This is a genomic window from Caulobacter segnis, from assembly GCF_003243465.1.
Lineage (GTDB): Bacteria > Pseudomonadota > Alphaproteobacteria > Caulobacterales > Caulobacteraceae > Caulobacter > Caulobacter segnis_A.
Genome location: NZ_QFQZ01000004.1, coordinates 54,504 through 73,582, shown reverse-complemented (window position 1 = coordinate 73,582; position 19,079 = coordinate 54,504). Strand labels below are relative to the sequence as shown.

Genomic DNA, 19,079 nt, shown 5'->3' with positions numbered 1-19,079 from the left:
TACGATCCCGCGAGGCGGTTCCTCGCGATCGCACTCACATAGTGTGACAACGTTGTCATTGCAAGCGCGGTTGCTGCGGCGCAGCATCGCACCCGTTGACTGACTACGTCCCCAGCCCCGCCAGCGCCTCGGGCCCCACCGCGCCCGGCTTGTCCAGGGGGAAGTCGTACACCGCCGTCGCGCCGTAGCGATGAGGGGCCTGGGGATCGCGCCGCCGCTTGTCGAAGGCCAGCACGCGGGTGCCCAGCTTGAAGGCCTCCTTGATGTCGTGGGTGACCATCATGATGGTCAGGCCGTTGTCCCGCCAAAGGCCGGTGATCAGCTCGTGCATGTCCAGCCGAACGCCGGGGTCGAGGGCGCCGAACGGCTCGTCCAGTAGGAGGATGCGGGGCTTCTTGATCAGGGCCTGGGCGATGGCGAGGCGCTGCTGCATCCCGCCCGACATCTTGGCCGGATAGAGGTCGCCGCTGTCGGAGAGACCCACGGCCGCCAGCATGGCGTCGGCTTCTTCCAGCGCCTTGCGGCGGCGCGCCCCCGACAGCCGGCCCAGGAACGGCGAGCCGGCGCAGTCCAGGCCGAACACGACGTTGTCGCGGGCCGAGAGATGCGGAAACACCGAATACTTCTGGAACACCACGCCGCGATCCGGGCCCGGCTCGGCCCGCAGCTTCTCGCCGTCCAGGTCGATGGCGCCCCGCGTCGGCTTCTCCTGGCCGATGATCAGGCGCAGGAAGGTGCTCTTGCCCGCCCCGGACGGGCCGACGATCGAGACGAAGCTGCCCTGCCTGATCGACAGGTCGACGTTCTCGAGCACGACCTTGTCGCCGTACTCGACCCACACGTTGCGGAAGGCCAGCAGGTCGCCCATCAGCGCGACTCCTGCGGATAGGCCCAGGGATAGGCGCGCCGGCTGATCAGCCGCAACGTCACGTCCATCGCCACCGCCAGCAGGGAGATCCAGACGACGTAGGGCAGGATAATGTCCATCGACAGGTACCGGCGGACCAGGAAGATGCGATAGCCCAGCCCGGTGTCGGCGGCGATCGCCTCGGCCGAGATCAGGTAGACCCAGGCGGGGCACAGCGACAGGCGCAGGCTGTCGATCAGGCGCGGCATGGCCTGGGGCAGGGCGACGCGAAGGGCCAGCTGCCAGGTGCTGGAGCCCAGGGTCTGGGCCTTGACCAGCTGCTCCTCGGGAATGGCCGCCACGTGGGCGGCGAGGTCGCGGACCATGACCGGCGTCACCCCGATCACGATCAGGGCGATCTTGGCGGTCTCGCCCAGGCCGAAGACGATGAACAGGATGGGCAGCACGGCGATCGGCGGCACCACCGCGATCGCCGCCACCAGCGGCCCCAGCTTGGCCCGCAGCAGCGGCAGCAGGCCCAGGGCCAGGCCCAGCAGCAGGCTGATCGCCGTCGCCAGGACCAGGGCGACGCCGATCCGCTGCAGGCTGGCGACGGTGTCGACCGCCAGCGGCGCGTAGCCGGTCAGCGGGTCGACCTTGGTCATCAGCTGCACGGCCTCGACCATGGCGGCCGGCGTCGGCAGCAGCTTGTCGCGCGGATTGTCGGCGTGACGCGCCTGCGAGGCCATCAGATAAAGCAGCGCCACCGCCAGCAGCGGGAGAGCGCCAAGCAGGATCGCGATCCCGCCTCTCGGTCTGACGTTCAGCAGGCGCATCGTGGCTAGAGCTTTCCGTCGACCGCCATCTGCACGTAGCTGGGGTCGAAGCGCAGCTTGACGTTGTTGGGGTCGCCGAGGGTCTTGCCGCCCGGGAAGCTGATGCCGATGTCGTCCACCGACTTCGCCCCCTGGCCGAACAGGCCCATGCTGAAGCTGAACTTGCGGACGCGGTCGTTGGCGGTGACCAGGTCGGGGCTGACCGTCGCGGAGAGGGCCGATTTCGGATCGGCGTAGAGATGCGTGGTCTTCAGCTGGCTCTCGAAGCTGGCCAGGTCCGCGCCGGAAAGCTTGGCCATCTGTTCGCGGGCCGCCTTGCCCTCGGGCGTCTGGGCGACGGTCAAGGCCATCACCTCGTACCAGATGCCGACCAGCGCCTTGCCCAGGTTCGGATTGGCCTTCAGCGCCTCGGTGCTGACCGACAGGCCGTCCAGGATCTCGCCCGGGATCTTGGAGCTGTCGAACACCTCGGTCGCGCCGGGCATCTTCTTCACTTCCGACAGCTGCGGGTTCCAGGTCACCAGGGCCTTGGTGTCGGCCGCGCTGTAGGCGGCGACGATGTCGGCGTCCGAGGTGTTGACCGTCTTGACGTCGGCCATCTTCAGCCCGGCCGTCTCCAGGGCCCGGGCCAGCAGGTAGTGCGAGACCGACAGCTCGACCAGATTGACCGGCCGGCCCTTGATGTCGGCCAGGGTGGCGCCGTTCTTAAGGATGACGCCGTCGTTGCCGTTGGAATAGTCGCCGATCATCAGCACGGTCGTGTCCCGGCCGGCCGCCGCGGGCACGGTGAGGGAGTCCATGTTGGTGGCGGTGACGCCGTCCAGCTTGCCGGCCGAATACTGGTTCAGCGACTCGACGTAGTCGTTGATCTGCACGAGCTGGATATTGACGCCGTACTTGTCGGCCCACTTCTTCACGATGCCCGCTTGCTGGGCGTAGGCCCACGGCATCCAGCCCGCATAGATGGTCCAGCCGATCTTGTACTCGGTCTTGGCCGCGGCGGCGGGCGAGGCCGGCGCGGTCTTGTCGGCGGTCTTCGGGCCGCAGGACGCCAGGGCCAAAGCCGAGACGGCCAAGGCCGCCATGAAACGCTTGCGGGTGAACTGGATGCTCATCAGCGGCTCCCCTTTCGAATTCGCTGCCAAGGTTCGTTGGGGAACAGCGTTTGCCATATTACGAGTTGGCGCAATCGTAATACCGGCGCACGTCAACGGCCCCTCTTCCATCGCCGTCGTTCTGCCGAAAAAGCAGGCCGATCCGCGGGCGAGGCGCCGCATCCCGCGCCGTTGCCCGCCGTGAACGCGCAGGGGGACGCTCCGGCGTATGCCTGATCCACCGACTGCGACAGCCTTCGAGCGCAAGACAGGAGGCGCGCACATGCTGTCCAGACTGGTGGCCGACCTCTGGCTCTGTCTTCGCGCCGGCGTCGTCGCCCGGGGCGGCCGTTACTGGATGACCTGAAGAGACGTCGGCTCGGTCTAAGCCAAGCGCCCGAAGCGCCCGCTCAGCGGCGGAGCTTGGAGTGCTTGGCCGAGTAGCCGAAGTACACCGCGCAAGCCGCCGCCACCCACGCCGCGAACAGGACCCAGGTGTCCAGCGGCAGGCCGATGATCAGGTAACCGCAGAAGGCGACGCTGGCGATCGGCAGCATGGGGTAGAACGGCACGCGATAGCCGCGCGGCAGGTCCGGCTGGGTCCGACGCAGGATGATCACCCCCAGCGAGACGATGGCGAAGGCGATCAGGGTGCCCATGCTGGTCAGATTGACCAGCACGTCCAGAGGCACGAAGGCGGCCAGGAGGCCGATGAAGGCCGCGACGATATAGGTGTTGAGGTCGGGGCTACGGGTCTTCGGGTGCAGGCGCTGGAAGACCTTGGGCAGCAGGCCGTCGCGGCTCATGGCGTAGAGGATCCGCGTCTGGCCGTACATGACCACCAGCGTGATCGAGAAGATCGAGACGATCGCCCCCACGCACAGCACCAGCGAGGTCCAGGCCTGGCCGGTCAGGTTCCTCAGGATCACCGCGAGGCCGGCTTCCTGGCCCTTGAAGGCGGTCCAGGGCTGGGCCCCGACGGCGGCCAGGGCGACCAGGATGTAGATCGCCGTGACGATAAGCAGGGACAGCACGATGCCCAGCGGCAGGGTGCGGCGCGGGTCCTTGACCTCCTCGCCCGCCGTCGAGACCGCGTCGATGCCGATATAGGAGAAGAAGATCGACGAGGCCGCCGCCCCGACGCCGGCCACCCCCATCGGCATGAACGGCGTCAGGTTGCGGGCGTGGAAGCCGCTGAAGGCGATGACGACGAAGAACAGCAGGACCAGCAGCTTCAGCACCACCAGGATGGCGTTGGCCGTGACCGACTCCTTCACCCCGCGCAGCAGCAGCACCATGCAGGCGCCGACCAGCACGACGGCGGGCAGGTTGAACACCCCGCCCGCGCCCGGCGGCTTGGCGATGGCGTCGGGCAATCGCCAGCCGACCAGGTCGACCAGCATCTCGTTCAGGTACTGGCCCCATCCCACCGCGATCGCCGAGGCCGAGACGGCGTATTCCAGCAGCAGGCATGCGCCGACGATGAAGGCCACGAACTCGCCCAGGGTCGCGTAGGCGTAGGAATAGGACGAGCCCGACACCGGGATGGTCGAGGCCAGCTCGGCGTAGCACAGGGCCGTCAGGGCGGCGGTGATCCCGGCCAGCACGAACGACAGGATCACGGCCGGGCCCGCGGCGGGCACGGCCGTGGTCAGGGCCACGAAGATGCCGGTGCCGATCGTGGCCCCGACGCCCAGCATGGTCAGCTGGAACAGGCCGATCGAGCGATGCAGGCCCTCGGGCGGATGCTCGCCTTCGATCTGGGCGACAGGCTTGCGGCGCAGAAGGTCGGCCGAGCGGAACGGGGCCATGGCGGCTCCTCGACGGAAAGTCAGGCGGCGCCTATGCCCTATCGATAAATTTCGATCAACCGGGCGGACCGGGCCCCGCCTCCGCGCCGCGCCTCAAAACGCCGCGCTGAGGATCGTCCCATCCGGCAGCAGGGCGGCGCGCTTGAGGCCGCTGGACGCGAACGGCATGGCGATGTTTCCGGAAGCGTCCACCGCAATCAGCCCGCCGTGGCCGCCAAGCGCGGCGACCTCCTGGATGGCGGCCTTCGCGGCGGCGTCCAGCGGCTCGCCGCCGAAACGGACGCGGTGGGCGATCTGGGCGGCGACGGCGGCGCGGATGAAATACTCGCCCTGGCCGGTGCAGGAGACGGCGGCGCAGTCGTCGGCATAGGTCCCGGCCCCGATCACCGGCGAGTCGCCGACCCGGCCCGGCCGCTTGCCGAACACGCCCGCCGTTGAGGTGGCGGCGGCCAGGCGCCCCTCGGCGTCGCGGACCACGCAGCCGACCGTGCCGGTGGGCAGGGTCTCCGGCGGGTGGTTGTCCTCGAAGGCGCCGGCGCCGGTGAACCAGGCTTCCGGGTCCTCGACGGTCTCCAGGCCCTGGTCGGCGGCGAAGTCGATCGCGCCCTGCCCGGCCAGCATCACGTGAGGCGTCTGCTCCATCACCGCGCGGGCGGCCAGGATCGGGCTCTTGAAGCCCTGCAGGGCCGCGACCGAACCGGCCAGGCGCGTGGCGCCGTCCATCAGGCTGGCGTCCAGCTCGTACTCGCCATCGGCGTTGGGCGAGGCGCCGCGGCCGGCGATGTAGAGGCCGCTGGCCTCCAGGGCGACGACGGTCTCGACGGCGACGTCCAGGGCGCTGGCCCCGGCGGCCAGGCGGTCGCGGGCGGCCTCGACCAAGCCGCGCATGTGGGCGATCTCGACGGCGTAGTCGTGGCCCGGTTTCGCGCCGGCCCCGCCGTGCAGGGCGAGACTAAAACACTTGTTTGACATTCTGCTTCCTTGGCGGCGCGTCCCGCGCTAGCGTCGCCCTTGATTAACGACAATCGCAGGGAGAGGCGAGATGAAGGCGGTGCTCAGCAAGGCGGTCGGCGGCCCCGAGACCCTGGTGCTGGAGGAGCTGCCCGATCCCGTCGCCGGCCCCGGCCAGGTGCTGATCGACGTCAAGGCGTGCGGCGTCAACTATCCCGACGTGCTGATCATCGAGGACAAGTACCAGTTCAAGCCGCCGCGCCCGTTCGCGCCGGGCGGCGAGGTCTCGGGCGTGATCGCGGCCGTCGGCGAGGGCGTCAGCCGCTTCAAGGTCGGCGACCGGGTGTTGGCCTCGACCGGCTGGGGCGGCTACGCCGAGAAACTGGCCCTGGAGGAGGGGCGCTGCACCCACATCCCCGACACCATGCCGTTCGACGAGGCCGCCGCCTTCGTCCTGACCTACGGCACCTCGTACTATGCGCTGAAGGACCGTGGCCATCTGAAGCCCGGCGAGACCCTGCTGGTGCTGGGCGCGGCCGGTGGCGTCGGGCTAGCGGCCGTCGAGCTGGCCAAGGCCATGGGCGCCAAGGTCGTGGCGGCCGCCTCCAGCCAAGAAAAGGTCGATCTCGCCATCAAGCACGGCGCAGACAGCGGCGTCGTCTATCCGAAGGGCCCCTTCGACAAGGACGGCCAGAAGGCCCTGGCCGAGCTCTTCAAGGGCGCCTGCGGCTCTTCGGGCTGGGACGTGGCCTATGACGCGGTCGGCGGCGACTATTCGGAAGCGGCGATCCGGGCCTCGGGCTGGGAGGGGCGCTTCCTGGTGATCGGCTTCCCGTCGGGCATTCCGAAGGTGCCGCTGAACCTGACCCTCTTGAAGTCCTGCGACATCGTCGGCGTGTTCTGGGGCGCGGCGGTCGCGCGCGATCCCAAGGGCCACGCGGCGAACCTGAAGGACCTGATGGACCTTTACGCCGCCGGCAAGATCCGGCCCTACGTCTCCGAACGCTTCCCCCTGGCGCGGGCCGGCGAGGCGATCGCCCACCTCTCCAGCCGCAAGGCCATGGGCAAGGTGGTCATCACGACCGATTAACCGCGTTTCGTCGGCCTTGGTTAAGGTTCGCTAATCGTCCTTCTTAGCGAAAGAGACAGGTTGCTCGGCGATTGTGCCCCCGGTCCGGTCGCCCCGCCGACGCTCCCCCCGAGCCGAAGGGGCGGAAGCCCGGGCCGCTTCACGCCTGGACGCGAGCTGATCGCGTCGGGGCCGCCTTAGGGGGCGCGAGGTGACGCTGGGCAAGCGTGGCGGCGGACAGGGGCCTTCCGGCGCCGTCGCCGCGCTTGCCGAGTTGCTCCGGCGATGGCCTTTCGGGTATCGGCCCCTAGCCAAGACGCCCCTGCTTCGCGAAGATGATCACTGATCACCGATCCATGAGAGGTCGGACAGCGCGGAGGGAAACGCCATGGTCGGACGTCTGGACGGCAAGGTCGCCGTCGTCACCGGGGGCTGCTCGGGCATCGGGCTCGGCGCGGTCGAGCTGTTCGCGGCGGAGGGCGCGCAGGTCGTCGTCGCCGACCTGCAGGATGAGAAGGGGGCGATGCTGGAAAAGCGCTTCCCCGACCGCGTCCGCTACGTCCGCTGCGACGTGACCGTCGAAGCCGACATCGCCGCCGCCCTGGCTCTTGCGGAGAGCGCGTTCGGCGGCCTCGACGTCCTGTTCAACAACGCCGGCCACGGCGGCACGCCGGCCGGGGTCGCGGACATGACCGTCGAGGGCTGGGACAAGACCTTCGCCCTCTTGGTGCGCGGGCCGGCGATCGGCATGAAGCACGCCGCGCCGCTGATGGACAAGCGCGGCGGCGGCTCGATCATCAACACCGCCTCGATCGCGGGCCTGCAGGCCGGCTACGCCCCCCTGGCCTATTCGGCCGCCAAGTCGGCGGTGATCCACCTGAGCCGCTGCGCGGCCGCCGAGCTGTCGCCGCGCAAGATCCGGGTCAATGCGATCTGTCCGGGCCTGATCGCCACCTCGATCTTCGGCGCCTCGATGGGCCTGCCGCGCGAGGTCGCCGACCAGATGGCCGCCCAGATCGCCCAGGTCGGTCCCAAGATCCAGCCGATCCCGAAGTCTGGCCTGCCCGAGGACATCGCCCGCGCCGCCCTCTACCTGGCCAGCGACGACTCCGAATTCGTCACCGGGACCCACATCGTGGTCGACGGCGGCATCACCGTCGGCCCGCGCAGCGCCTGGGACGTCAACACGCCTTCGCCGATCCTGGCGGCCATGGGCATCACCCCCGAACAGGCCGAGCAGATGCGGGCCAGCCTGATCGCCTCCGGCGGGGCGGGGTGAGCCTGACCCCCAATCTGCGCGGCGCGCTGTGGATGCTGGCCTCGGCCATCGGCTTCACAGTGATGACGACCCTGATCAAGTTCCTGGGCCCCGGCTATCCGGCGGCGCTGCAGACCTTCTACCGCCAGCTGGCGGGCGTGGTCGTGCTCCTGCCCCTGATCGCCCGCGACTGGCGCGGAGCCTTCCGCACGACGCGGCCGGGCATACTGATCTTCCGTTCCAGCGCCGGGGTGCTGGCGCTGATCATGGGCTTCTACGCCTACCAGAAGCTGCCGTTGGCCGACGCCAACGCCCTCTCCTTCACCCGAACGCTGTGGCTCGTGCCGCTTGCGGCCTTCGTGCTGCGCGAGCCGATCGGTCCCCTCCGCATCGGCGCCGCGCTGGTCGGCTTCCTTGGCGTGCTGATCATGCTGAGGCCCGGCGCTGGAGGCCTGGGCGCCTGGATTGGCTGGCCGCAGGTCTGCGCCCTGGCCTCGGCCTTCCTGTTCGCCCTGACCATCACCGGCATGAAGGTCATGACCCGCGACCACAGCCCGTTCGTGCTGCTGGTCTACGCCGCCGTTCTGGGCCTCGTCTTCGCGATCCCGCCGGCCCTGTTCGTCTGGCGCTGGCCCACATGGCCGGATCTTGGCCTGCTGGCGGCGATGGGCGTGATCGGCACCCTGACCCAGGGGGCCTACATCAAGGGCATGGAAGCCGGCGAGGCCGCCGTCATGGCGCCGATCGACTATACGCGGCTGGTCTTCGCGGTCGGCGCGGGGCTGCTGCTGTTCCACGAGGTCCCCAAGCCCGCGACGCTGGTGGGCGCGGCCATCGTGGTCGCCTCGACGCTGTTCATCTCCTGGCGGGAGCATCAGCTGGCGCAGGCGAAGGCTCAGTCGGCGTAGCCCCGCCGCCAGGCGACGAACCGGGCCAGCCCCTCGGCCAGCTTGACCTTGGGCCGGTAGCCGCAGAGGGCGTTGAGCTTGTCGATATTGGCGTAGGTGGCGGTGACGTCGCCCGGCTGCATCGGGAGGAAGACCTTGTTGGCCTCGATCCCCAGGGCGGCCTCCAGCGTCGTGATCATCTCCATCAGGCCGACGGGGTCGTTGTCGCCGATGTTGTAGACCTCGTGCCCGCCCTGGGCTGGCGGACGGTCGAGCACGCCCAGCACGCCATCGACGATGTCGTCGATATAGGTGAAGTCCCGCGCCATCCGGCCCTCGCCATAGACCTCGATCGGCTCGCCCTTCAGCATCTTCTCGGTGAAGCCGAAATAGGCCATGTCCGGCCGCCCCCAGGGACCGTAGACGGTGAAGAACCGCAAGCCCGACTGCGGAAAGCCGTAGAGCCTGGCGTAGCTCTGGCTGAGCAGCTCGCACGAGCGCTTGGTCGCGGCGTAGAGCGACACCGGGCTTTCAGCCGGATCGGTCTCCCGGAAACCGTCGCCGTTCAACGGCCGGTCGCCATAGACGCTCGACGAACTGGCGTAGACCAGGTGCTCGACCCCGGCGTGCCGGCACGCTTCGAGCACCGACAGATGCCCGGCGAGGTTCGAGCGCTCGTAGGCGAAGGGGTTCTCGAGCGAGTAGCGGACACCCGCCTGGGCGGCGAGATGGATCACCTGCCGCGCCCCTGACGCCTTGACCAGGTCGCCGAAGGCCTGGTGATCGGCGATGTCCATGCGGACCAGCGAGAAGCCGTCCTTGTGGGCGAGCTGGGCCGCGCGCGCTTCCTTCAGGGCCGGGTCGTAATAGGCGTTGAAGACGTCGACGCCGATCACCGCCTGGCCGCGGTTCAACAGGCGCTCGGCCACGTGGCTGCCCACGAAGCCGGCCGCGCCGGTGACGATGATCGGCCCCACGCTCAGCCTCGCCCGATGCTGGCGTAGGCGAAGCCGTGGCGCTGCATCTCGGCGCGCCGGTAGACGTTGCGCAGATCGACGACCACCGGCGCCCTCATCAGCAGCTTGACCCGATCGAGGTCGAGCGCCCGGAACTGGTCCCATTCGGTCAGGATGACGAGGACGTCGGCCCCCTCGGCCGCCTCGTAGGCGCCGCTCCGGAAGTCGATGCCCGTCAGCAGCTTCTCGGCCTCGTGCCGGCCCTCGGGATCGAAGGCCTGCACCTTGGCGCCCAAAGCCTGCAGCGCGGGGATGATGTCGAGGCTGGGGGCGTCGCGCATGTCGTCGGTATTGGGCTTGAAGGTCAGGCCCAGCACCCCGACGGTCTTGCCGGTGAGATCATCGGCCCCGAGCGCCTTGGCGACCTTCGCGGCCATGGCCTTCTTGCGCGCGTCATTGACCTCGACCGTCGTCTCGATCAGGCGCGTCGGCGCGCCGTAGTCCTGGGCGGTCTTGACCAGGGCGATGGTGTCCTTCGGGAAGCAGCTGCCGCCATAGCCGGGACCCGCGTTCAGGAACTTGGACCCGATCCGCTTGTCGAGGCCGATGCCCTTGGCCACCGACTGCACGTCCGCCCCCACGACTTCGCAGAGGTCGGCCATCTCGTTGATGAAGGTGATCTTCATCGCCAGGAACGCATTGGCCGCGTACTTGATCAGCTCGCTGGTCCGGCGGCCGGTGAAGACGATCGGCGTCTCGTTCAGGCTGAGCGGTCGATAGAGATCGCGCATCACGGCCTGGGCGCGCTCGTCCTCCGCGCCCACGACGACGCGGTCGGGCCGCTTGAAGTCCTCGATCGCCGCGCCCTCGCGCAGGAACTCGGGGTTCGACACGACGGCGAACTGGGCGTCGGGGCGCGCCTTCTTGATGATCGCCTCGACCTCGTCGCCCGTGCCCACCGGCACCGTCGACTTGGTGACCACCACCGTGAAGCCGTCGATCAGCCCGGCGATCTCCTCGGCCGCGGCGTAGACGTAGGAGAGGTCGGCATGGCCGTCGCCGCGGCGGGTGGGCGTGCCGACCGCGATGAACACCGCGTCGGCCTCCTTGATCGCCTGGGCCCCGTCGAGCGTGAAGAACAGCCGCCCTTCCCGCACGTTGCGCGCCACGAGGTCATCCAGGCCCGGCTCGAAGATCGGGATCTCACCCTTCTCCAGCCGCTCGATCTTGTTCGGATCCTTGTCGATGCAGGTCACCACGTGACCGAAGTCGGCGAAACAGGCTCCCGACACCAGGCCCACATACCCCGTGCCAATCATCGCAACGCGCATCGAAACACCCTGATCTGGGCGCCGCCATCGTGTGCGGCGCCTGCCTAATCCTGCAATCCCATCACGGAGGCAAGCCGCCGGTCACGCTCGCCCCTCAAGAAAGGGCGAAACGTCACCGCGTCGCCAAGTCGCGCGCGGACCGCCGGGTCTAGCGCCGCCGTCGCGTGAGGCCGCCCAGAAGGCCGCGCATCAGCTCCCGCCCGGCCTGCGACGCGACGGTTCGGACGAGGGTTACGGCGAAGGCCTCCGCCATGGTCTGCCGACCCGACGCGCGGCGGCCGCCGTCCTGGTCATCCCGCGCCAGCTCGCGCTCTTTCGCCTTCGCCTGGCGTTGCGCCTGGTCGGCCCGGCCCTGCAGGATCTCGTAGGCGGAGTCGCGATCCATCGCCGCGTCGTACACGCCTCTCACCGGGCTCTGGCCCTGAAGCGCGGCGCGCTCCGGGGGCGTGATCGGCCCCAGGCGCGAGGCCGGCGGCCGGATCAGCGTCTTCTGGACGACCTGCGGCGCGCCCTTCTCGTCCAGGGTCGAGACGAGGGCCTCGCCGACACCGAGCGCCTGGATCGCCTCGGCCGTATCGAAGCCCGGGTTGGTCCTGAACGACTGGGCCGCCGCCTTCAGGCCCTTCTGGTCGGCGGGCGTATAGGCGCGCAGAGCGTGCTGAACCCGGGCGCCCAGCTGGCCCAGCACCGTGTCGGGGATGTCGGCGGGATTCTGCGTCACGAAATAGACGCCCACGCCCTTGGAGCGGATGAGCCTGACCACCTGCTCGATCTTCTCCAGCAAGGCCTTGGGCGCGTCGTTGAACAGCAGGTGGGCTTCGTCGAAGAAGAAGACCAGCCGGGGCTTCTCCGGATCGCCGACCTCCGGCAGGCTCTCGAACATCTCCGACAGCAACCACATCAGGAAGGTGCCGTAGAGCCTCGGCGATTGGATCAATCGGTCGGCGGCCAGCAGGCTTACATAGCCGCGCCCCGCCGCGTCGGTGCGCATCAGGTCGGAGAGATCGAGGGCAGGCTCGCCGAAGAAGGCCTCGCCGCCCTGGGTCTGGAGCGTCAGCAGCTTGCGCTGGATCGCGCCGACGGTCGCCGCGGACACATTGCCGTACCGCGTGCCGATCTCGTCGGCCTGGTCGGCCACGTACTTCAGCGCCGCCTGCAGGTCCTTCAGGTCCAGCAGCAGCAGGCCCTCCTGGTCGGCGACGTGGAAGGCGATGGTCAGAACCCCCTCCTGCACGTCGTTCAACTCCAGGAGACGCGACAGCAGCAGCGGGCCCATCTCGGAGATCGTCGCGCGGATCGGATGACCCTTCTGCCCGAACAGGTCCCAGAAGATCACCGGCGGCGCGGACGGCGCCAGCGCCAGGTCCATCGCGGCGGCCCGGGCCAGCATCTTCTCGTTGGGCGCTCCCGGCATGGCCAGGCCCGACAGGTCGCCCTTCACGTCGGCGGCGAACACCGGCACCCCCGCGTCCGAGAAGGCTTGGGCCATGACCTGCAAGGTGACCGTCTTGCCCGTGCCGGTGGCTCCCGCGACGAAGCCATGCCGATTCGCCCGATCCAGGCGTTGTGTGACCGGACCTTCTCCAAGCCCGAGAAGGATCTGGTTGTCACCGATGGGCAGCGGCATGCGTAATCTCCTTGCGCACGGACCCTAGCCGGGGCCTCGCGCCCCGCCAATCGTGATAGGCAATGTCGCCCCCGCTTCGTAAGAGCCGTTGAAGATGCCCACCTCCGCCTCGCCTCCCTCCACCACCCGCAACGCCGTGGTGCTCCTGGCCGTGATCGCCGGCGGCGCGGCGCTGTACTGGATGCAGGACATCCTCACGCCCCTGGCGCTGGCGGTGTTCCTGGCGGTGATGGTCGACAGCTTCGCCCGGGTGCTGATGGCCCGCGTTCCAGGCTTCCCCGCCCGCGCCGCGCTGCCGACCGCCCTCGTCATCTCGATCCTGCTCTTCGGGGTGTCGTTCTGGGTGGTCATCGAGAACGGACGGGGCTTCTTCGACCAGCTGAAGGATTACGCGCCGCGCCTGAACGACATCATCGCCAAGCTGGCCCACGCCGTCGGCATCCACGTCGCGCCGACCATCGGCGGCCTGATCAACGAGCTGAACCCGCAGCGCTATATCGGCCAGGCCGCCCAGTCGTTCGGGAACTTCGCTTCCAGCGCCGTGCTGGTGCTGATCTATCTGGGCTTCATCATCGCCTCCCGGCGCGGCTTCGCCCGCAAGATCGTCGCCCTGTTTCCGCAGCACGCCACGCGCGAGCGGAACATGAAGCTGTTCCAGCGGATCCGGGACGGGGTGGAGCAGTACCTGTGGATCCAGACCGTCACCGGCCTGATGATCGCGGTGGCCGCCTGGGTGGTGATGATGCTGGTGCGGCTGGACAACGCCTTCTTCTGGGCCTTCCTGATCTTCCTGGCCGCCTACATCCCGATCCTGGGCGGCGCGATCGGCTGCTTCATGCCGCCGCTGTTCGCCCTGGTGCAGTTCCCCGAAAGCTTCTGGCCGGCGATCATCCTCTTCGTGGCGCTGCAGGCCATCTTCTTCGTGGTCGGAAACGTCATCCTGCCGCGCATGCAGGGCGACAGCCTGAACATGGACCCCACAGTCGTGCTGCTGTCCCTGGCGGTCTGGGGCGCTCTTTGGGGCGTGCCGGGGATGTTCCTGTCGACGCCGCTGACCGTCGCCGTGATGCTGATCCTGGCGCAGTTCGACGGATCCCGCTGGATCGCGATCCTGCTGTCCGAGGACGGCGACCCGCAGGGCGATCGCCTGGACGCCGCCAAGCCCGCGCGAAAGAAGTAGCCGCGCCCCTTAAACTGGCCGGATGGGTTCCTATCTTAATCCTGTCCGGCATCCCCCACCCGGATCCCGCAGACCGCGACAGGCAAGGCCGTCGTCGTCCAAGCGGAAAACGCCCGCCTTCCCCAAGCGGGCCCGCGCCGCCGGCTTTCCCCCAGCCGGCGGCGCTTCCGTTTTTCACGCAGCCGTTTTCACACAGCCGTTAACGACAAGCTTTCGCTCCGGCGCTAGGCTTTAAGCACCTCGCCGCGCCACGAGGGCTTGGCGGACCGCGAGAGCAAAAGGTGGCTTCTTCTCCGCATATGCGTTGAGTTTTTACCTTTCCACGGTAGGTATGTCGGAAAAATTTTTGAGGAAGCGGCATGAACGGCGTGAAGATCGACCCAAACCATAGCCTCGCCGCCGCCTACGCCCAGAAGCGGGGGAAGTCGGTCCAGGAACTCTCCCTGGCCGAGCGCGACTATCTGGCGCAGGTCGATGCGGACTGGGCTGTCGAGGATGCGCCCGTGCTGTCGGCGACGGCGGCCGCCGCTTCCCTGGTCGAGTTCTGGGATTTCGCGGTCGGCGTCACCGGGGAGCAGCCCGCCGTCAGGCTTCGGTCCGCGGTGGAGGGCGCCACCGGGCGCGACCTGCTCGAGATCGTCCAGCTCGACCGTCCCTTCCTGGTCGATAGCGTCATGGGCGAGATCACCGAGAGCGGCTTCCGCGTCCGCGCCATGTTCCACCCCGTCGTCGAGATCGACGGCGTCGCTCGCTCGCTGATCCAGGTCCACCTGGACCCCGTCGGCGAGGACCGCGCGGAATTCCTTCAGGAGCAGGTGCGCGAAACCCTGTTCGACGTTCGCCGCGCCGTCGGCGACTTCAAGGCGATGCGCGAGCTGATGCATCGCGCCATCGGCGAGCTGTCGGCCACGCACGGCGTCACCAGCGAAGAGGGCCGCCAGGAGGAACTAGCCTTCCTGCGCTGGCTGGAGGACGACAACTTCGTCTTCCTGGGCGCGCGCATCTACGAATATCCGCGCTCGCCGGACGGCGGCTACGCGGCCGAAGAGCCCCTGTACGAGGCCGAGGCGGGTCTTGGCGTCCTGAAGGACTCGACGCGCGCGGTGCTGCGGCGGACTCACGAACCGGCGATCCTGTCCGCGCAGCTGCGCCGGCAGCTGGAGACCGGCACCCCCGTCGTGGTCGCCAAGTCCAACCTGCGCTCGCGGGTCCACCGCCGCGGCTTCATGGATTATGTCGGCGTCCGCCGCTACGGCCCGGACGGCAAGCCGTCGGGCGAGGTCCGGTTCGTGGGCCTGTTCACCGCCGAGGCCTATGAGACCCCCGCCAGCGAGGTGCCGCTGATCCGCCACCGGGTGGCCCGGATCATGCGGCGCGCCGCCAAGGCGCCGGGCAGCCACAACGAAAAGCGCCTGCGCAACATCCTGGAGACCTGGCCGCGCGACGAACTGTTCCAGACCAGCGAGGACACCCTGTTGTCCATGGCGCTGGGCGTCCTGCACCTGATCGACCGGCCGCGCGTGCGGCTGTTCGCCCGCATGGACCCGTTCGACCGCTTCGCCTCGGTGCTGGTCTATATCCCGCGCGAGCGCTTCGACACCGAGGTCTGCGAGCGGGCCGGCGCGATCCTGGCCGACGCCTATGACGGCAAGGTGCTGGAATACTATCCGGAGATCTCGGACGCCCCCCTGGCCCGCGCCCAGTTCATCATCGAGGTGACGCCCGGCGACCACCCCGATCCTGATTTGGGCTGGGTGGAGGCGCGCATCGCCGACACGGCCCTGACTTGGGAAGACCGGTTCGAGGCCGTGGTCCGCGCGGGCGGCGCCCCGGCCGGCGGGGTCCGCGCCCTGCTCGCCAAGTACGGCCGCGCCTTCCCTCCCGGCTATCGCGACCAGTACGACGCCCAGGAAGCGCTGCTGGACATCGACATGATCGAGGCCCTGTCGCCGGACACGCCGCCGCGCGTGCGCGCCTTCCGCCGGGCCGATGACGACGCCCGCACCTTCCGCTTCAAACTTTATCTGCGCGGCGCCGCCGCCCCGCTCGCCGAAGTGCTGCCGATCCTGGAGCGCATGGGCCTGAAGGCGCTGATCGAGGACGGCCACCGTCTCAGCGTCTACGAGGCCGATGGTCCTCGCTCGGTCTGGGTCCACGAGTTCGTGCTCGACGACCCCGCCGGCGAGCACATCGTGTTCGACGAGATTCGCCAGGTCTTCGAGGAAGCCTTCATCGCGATCTGGACGGGCCTCGCCGAGAACGACGGCTTCAACCGCATCGTGCTCGAGCTGGCCATCAGCTGGCGCGAAGCGGCGCTGATCCGCGCCCTCGCCCGCTATCGCCAGCAATCGGGCCTTGATCCCAGCCAGCAGGTGCAGGAAGCCGCGCTGCGCGACCACCCGGCCGTCACCCGCCTGATCCTCGACCTCTTCCGGGCCAAGTTCGATCCGGCGATCCCGGGCGACCTCAAGGGACGCATCGCCCAGGCCAAGGCCGTCGAGGCCAAGATCGTCGAGGCGCTGCAGGCCGTCGAAAGCCTGGACGCCGACCGCGTTCTGCGTCGCCTGGCCGCCCTCGTCGGCGCCATCCAGCGGACGAACTTCTACCAGCCCGCCGCCAACGGCGCGCCCAAGCCCTACATCAGCTTCAAGATCGCCTCGCGCGAGCTGGAAGACCTGCCCGCGCCCAAGCCGTTCCGCGAAATCTACGTCTCCGCCCCGCATGTCGAGGGCGTGCACCTGCGCTTTGGTCCGGTGGCGCGCGGCGGCCTGCGGTGGTCCGACCGCCGCGACGACTTCCGCACCGAGGTGCTGGGCCTGGTGAAGGCCCAGCAGGTCAAGAACGCCGTGATCGTGCCGGTCGGCTCGAAGGGCGGCTTCTATCCCAAGCAGTTGCCGCGCGGCGGCGATCGCGACGCCATCCAGGCCGAGGCGATCCGCGCCTACAAGACCTTCCTGTCGGGCCTGCTGGACCTGACCGATAACATCGACGCCGACAACGAGGTCGTGCCGCCCCGCTCGGTGGTGGTCCACGACGGCCACGACCCCTATCTGGTCGTGGCGGCCGACAAGGGCACGGCGACCTTCTCCGACATCGCCAACGGCGTGGCCGAGGACTACGGCTTCTGGCTGGGCGACGCCTTCGCCTCGGGCGGTTCGGTCGGCTACGACCACAAGGTCATGGGCATCACCGCCCGCGGCGCCTGGGAAGCGGTCAAGCGCCACTTCCGTGAGCTGGGCAAGGACATCCAGACCGAGACCTTCACCGCCGTCGGCGTCGGCGACATGTCCGGCGACGTGTTCGGCAACGGCATGCTGCTGTCCAAGCAGACCAAGCTGCTGGCCGCCTTCGACCACCGCCATATCTTCCTGGACCCGAACCCCGACCCCGCGGTGTCGTGGGAAGAACGCGACCGCATGTTCAAGCTGCCGCGCTCGTCGTGGGAGGATTACGACAAGTCCAAGATCTCCCAGGGCGGCGGCGTCTTCGCGCGCAGCCTGAAGAGCATCCCGCTGTCGCCCGAGGTCCGCGCCATGCTGGACCTGAAGGCCGAGACCGTCTCGCCGGCCGAGCTGATGACGGCGATCCTTAAGGCGCGGGCCGAGCTGCTCTATCTCGGCGGCATCGGCACCTATGTGAAGGCCAAGGGCGAAAGCAACGCCGACGCCGGCGACAAGGCCAACGACGCCATCCGCATCAACGGCGCGGACCTGCGGGTCAAGGTGGTCGGTGAAGGCGCGAACCTGGGCCTGACCCAGGCGGGCCGCATCGAGTTCGCCCAGGCCGGCGGCCACATCAACACCGACGCCATCGACAACTCGGCCGGGGTCGACAGCTCCGACCACGAGGTCAACATCAAGATCCTGACCGGCATCCTGGAGCGTTCGGGCGCGCTGACCCGCCCGGATCGCAACACCCTGCTGGCCTCGATGACCGACGACGTGGCCCATCATGTCCTGGAGCACAATTACGACCAGACCCTGGCCCTGACCCTGCTGGAGAGCGACGCCGTCTCCGAGGTCGACGCCCAGATTCGCTACATGGTCGACCTGGAACAGCGCGGGCGCCTGGACCGCCGGGTCGAAGGCCTGCCGACCAATACGGCGCTGCTCGAGCGCAAGGCCGCCGGCAAGGGCATGACCCGTCCGGAGCTCGCGGTGCTTCTGGCCTATGGCAAGCTCGACCTGTTCGACGAGATCGTCGCGTCCTCGGCGCCGGACGATCCCTGGTTCGAGGCGACGCTGGAGGGCTACTTCCCCAAGGCGCTCGGCCAGTACGCCGACGCCATGCAGAAGCACCGCCTGAAGCGCGAGATCATCGCCACGGTGGTCGGCAACCAGATGGTCAACATGTGCGGCCCGACCTTCGCCAGCCGGCTGAAGGCCGCCGCCAGCTCGGACATCGCCGCGGTGGTGGTCGGCTTCACGGCCGCCCGGGAAATCCTGGGCGTCGACGCCCTGTGGGACCAGGTCGGCGCCCTCGACAACAAGGCCTCGGCCGACGGCCAGACCGCGCTCTACAAGGCCCTGGCCTACGCCCTGCGCAGCCTGAGCTTCTGGCTGGCGCGCCGGGCCTTCCGCGACAAGTCCGGCGTCAAGGCGCTTGTCGAGGCCTATGGCCCTTCGGTCGCCGTGCTGCGCGGCCAGACCCCGTCCATCCTGTCGCCCTTCGAGCAGAAGGCCGTCGCCAAGCGCGCCAAGGCCTATATCGCCGACGGCGCGCCCGAAGCCCTGGCCCAGGCCGTCGCGGCGCTGCAGCCGCTGACCACGGCCGCCGATCTCGTGGATCTGTCCAACGCCTCCAGCTGGCGCGTCGAGAATGTCGCTCGCCTGTACCATCAGGTCGGCGCGGCGTTCGGCTTCGACCGCCTGCGGGCGGCGGCCGGCGCCTTCGTCGGCGGCGACAGCTTCGAGCGCCTGGCGGTCCGTCGCCTGATCGAGGACATGCTGAGCGAGCAGACCGGCATCACCCAGTCGGTGCTGAAGTTCGCCGCCAACGCCCAGGCCGGCGAGGACGAGGCGGGGGCCAAGGCGGCGATCAACTCCTGGGCCGCCCTGCGGGGCGACCTGCCCCGGACGGTCAAGCGCACGATCGAGGAGATCGAGCAAGCCGGCGGCGGCTGGACCTTCGCCAAGCTGACGATCGCCAACGCGGCCCTGCGCGAGCTGTCCGCGGCCTAGTCCCATGGTTGCGCTCCACGCCGCGGCGAGGCAGGCTCGCGGCGTGGGGCGT

The 19,079-nt window shown here is 69.0% G+C and carries 13 protein-coding genes; 5 read left to right on the top strand and 8 right to left on the bottom strand.

Features of this window, described 5'->3' with window-relative positions; all coding sequences use genetic code 11:
• Positions 1-103: 103 nt before the first annotated feature.
• From DI526_RS02540 to DI526_RS02520, 5 genes are all read right to left on the bottom strand, one after another.
• A complete protein-coding gene (locus DI526_RS02540) occupies positions 104-868 on the bottom strand; it encodes an ABC transporter ATP-binding protein (RefSeq protein WP_304273717.1) in 765 nt (254 codons plus the stop codon).
• Positions 868-1,683: an ABC transporter permease gene (locus DI526_RS02535; protein ID WP_304273715.1), complete on the bottom strand. Its 816-nt coding sequence runs from the start codon at positions 1,681-1,683 to the stop codon at positions 868-870. The genes DI526_RS02540 and DI526_RS02535 overlap by 1 nt, the downstream gene beginning before the upstream one ends.
• 5 nt (positions 1,684-1,688) lie before the next feature.
• Entirely contained in the window at positions 1,689-2,798 is a 1,110-nt protein-coding gene (locus DI526_RS02530) for a putative urea ABC transporter substrate-binding protein (protein ID WP_304273713.1), read from the bottom strand.
• A 389-nt stretch (positions 2,799-3,187) separates the two neighbouring features.
• A complete protein-coding gene (locus DI526_RS02525) occupies positions 3,188-4,588 on the bottom strand; it encodes an amino acid permease (protein ID WP_304273711.1) in 1,401 nt (466 codons plus the stop codon).
• 93 nt (positions 4,589-4,681) lie between these two features.
• Positions 4,682-5,560 (bottom strand): isoaspartyl peptidase/L-asparaginase family protein, encoded by an 879-nt coding sequence (locus DI526_RS02520; RefSeq protein ID WP_304273710.1) that lies wholly within the window; start codon positions 5,558-5,560, stop codon positions 4,682-4,684.
• 70 nt (positions 5,561-5,630) lie between these two features.
• Here DI526_RS02520 and DI526_RS02515 point away from each other — a divergent pair, with 70 nt between their 5' ends.
• The 3 genes from DI526_RS02515 to DI526_RS02505 all read left to right on the top strand — a co-directional run bounded on the left by DI526_RS02515 (position 5,631) and on the right by DI526_RS02505 (position 8,774).
• Positions 5,631-6,629, top strand: coding sequence for an NADPH:quinone oxidoreductase family protein (locus DI526_RS02515; RefSeq protein ID WP_304273708.1), 999 nt, complete (start codon positions 5,631-5,633; stop codon positions 6,627-6,629).
• Between the two features lie 367 nt (positions 6,630-6,996).
• Positions 6,997-7,887 carry an SDR family NAD(P)-dependent oxidoreductase gene (locus tag DI526_RS02510; protein WP_304273706.1) on the top strand — a complete coding sequence of 297 codons (891 nt, stop codon included), beginning with the start codon at positions 6,997-6,999 and terminating at the stop codon, positions 7,885-7,887.
• The gene (locus tag DI526_RS02505) at positions 7,884-8,774 is read left to right on the top strand and encodes a DMT family transporter (RefSeq protein ID WP_304273704.1); all 891 of its coding nucleotides are present in this window, start codon (positions 7,884-7,886) and stop codon (positions 8,772-8,774) included. The genes DI526_RS02510 and DI526_RS02505 overlap by 4 nt, the downstream gene beginning before the upstream one ends.
• Here the strand turns inward: DI526_RS02505 and DI526_RS02500 are convergent.
• The 3 genes from DI526_RS02500 to DI526_RS02490 all read right to left on the bottom strand — a co-directional run bounded on the left by DI526_RS02500 (position 8,762) and on the right by DI526_RS02490 (position 12,667).
• The gene (locus tag DI526_RS02500; RefSeq protein ID WP_304273765.1) at positions 8,762-9,736 is read right to left on the bottom strand and encodes an NAD-dependent epimerase/dehydratase family protein; all 975 of its coding nucleotides are present in this window, start codon (positions 9,734-9,736) and stop codon (positions 8,762-8,764) included. The two genes, DI526_RS02505 and DI526_RS02500, sit on opposite strands and share 13 nt — an antisense overlap.
• A complete protein-coding gene (locus DI526_RS02495) occupies positions 9,733-11,040 on the bottom strand; it encodes a UDP-glucose/GDP-mannose dehydrogenase family protein (RefSeq protein ID WP_304273702.1) in 1,308 nt (435 codons plus the stop codon). The genes DI526_RS02500 and DI526_RS02495 overlap by 4 nt, the downstream gene beginning before the upstream one ends.
• 148 nt (positions 11,041-11,188) lie before the next feature.
• Positions 11,189-12,667, bottom strand: coding sequence for a helicase HerA-like C-terminal domain-containing protein (locus DI526_RS02490; protein WP_304273701.1), 1,479 nt, complete (start codon positions 12,665-12,667; stop codon positions 11,189-11,191).
• 94 nt (positions 12,668-12,761) lie between these two features.
• Here DI526_RS02490 and DI526_RS02485 point away from each other — a divergent pair, with 94 nt between their 5' ends.
• Together DI526_RS02485 and DI526_RS02480 are read left to right on the top strand one after the other, a co-directional pair.
• Positions 12,762-13,847 (top strand): AI-2E family transporter, encoded by a 1,086-nt coding sequence (locus DI526_RS02485; RefSeq protein ID WP_304273699.1) that lies wholly within the window; start codon positions 12,762-12,764, stop codon positions 13,845-13,847.
• A 359-nt stretch (positions 13,848-14,206) separates the two neighbouring features.
• Entirely contained in the window at positions 14,207-19,027 is a 4,821-nt protein-coding gene (locus tag DI526_RS02480) for an NAD-glutamate dehydrogenase (protein WP_304273696.1), read from the top strand.
• Positions 19,028-19,079 lie beyond the last annotated feature (52 nt).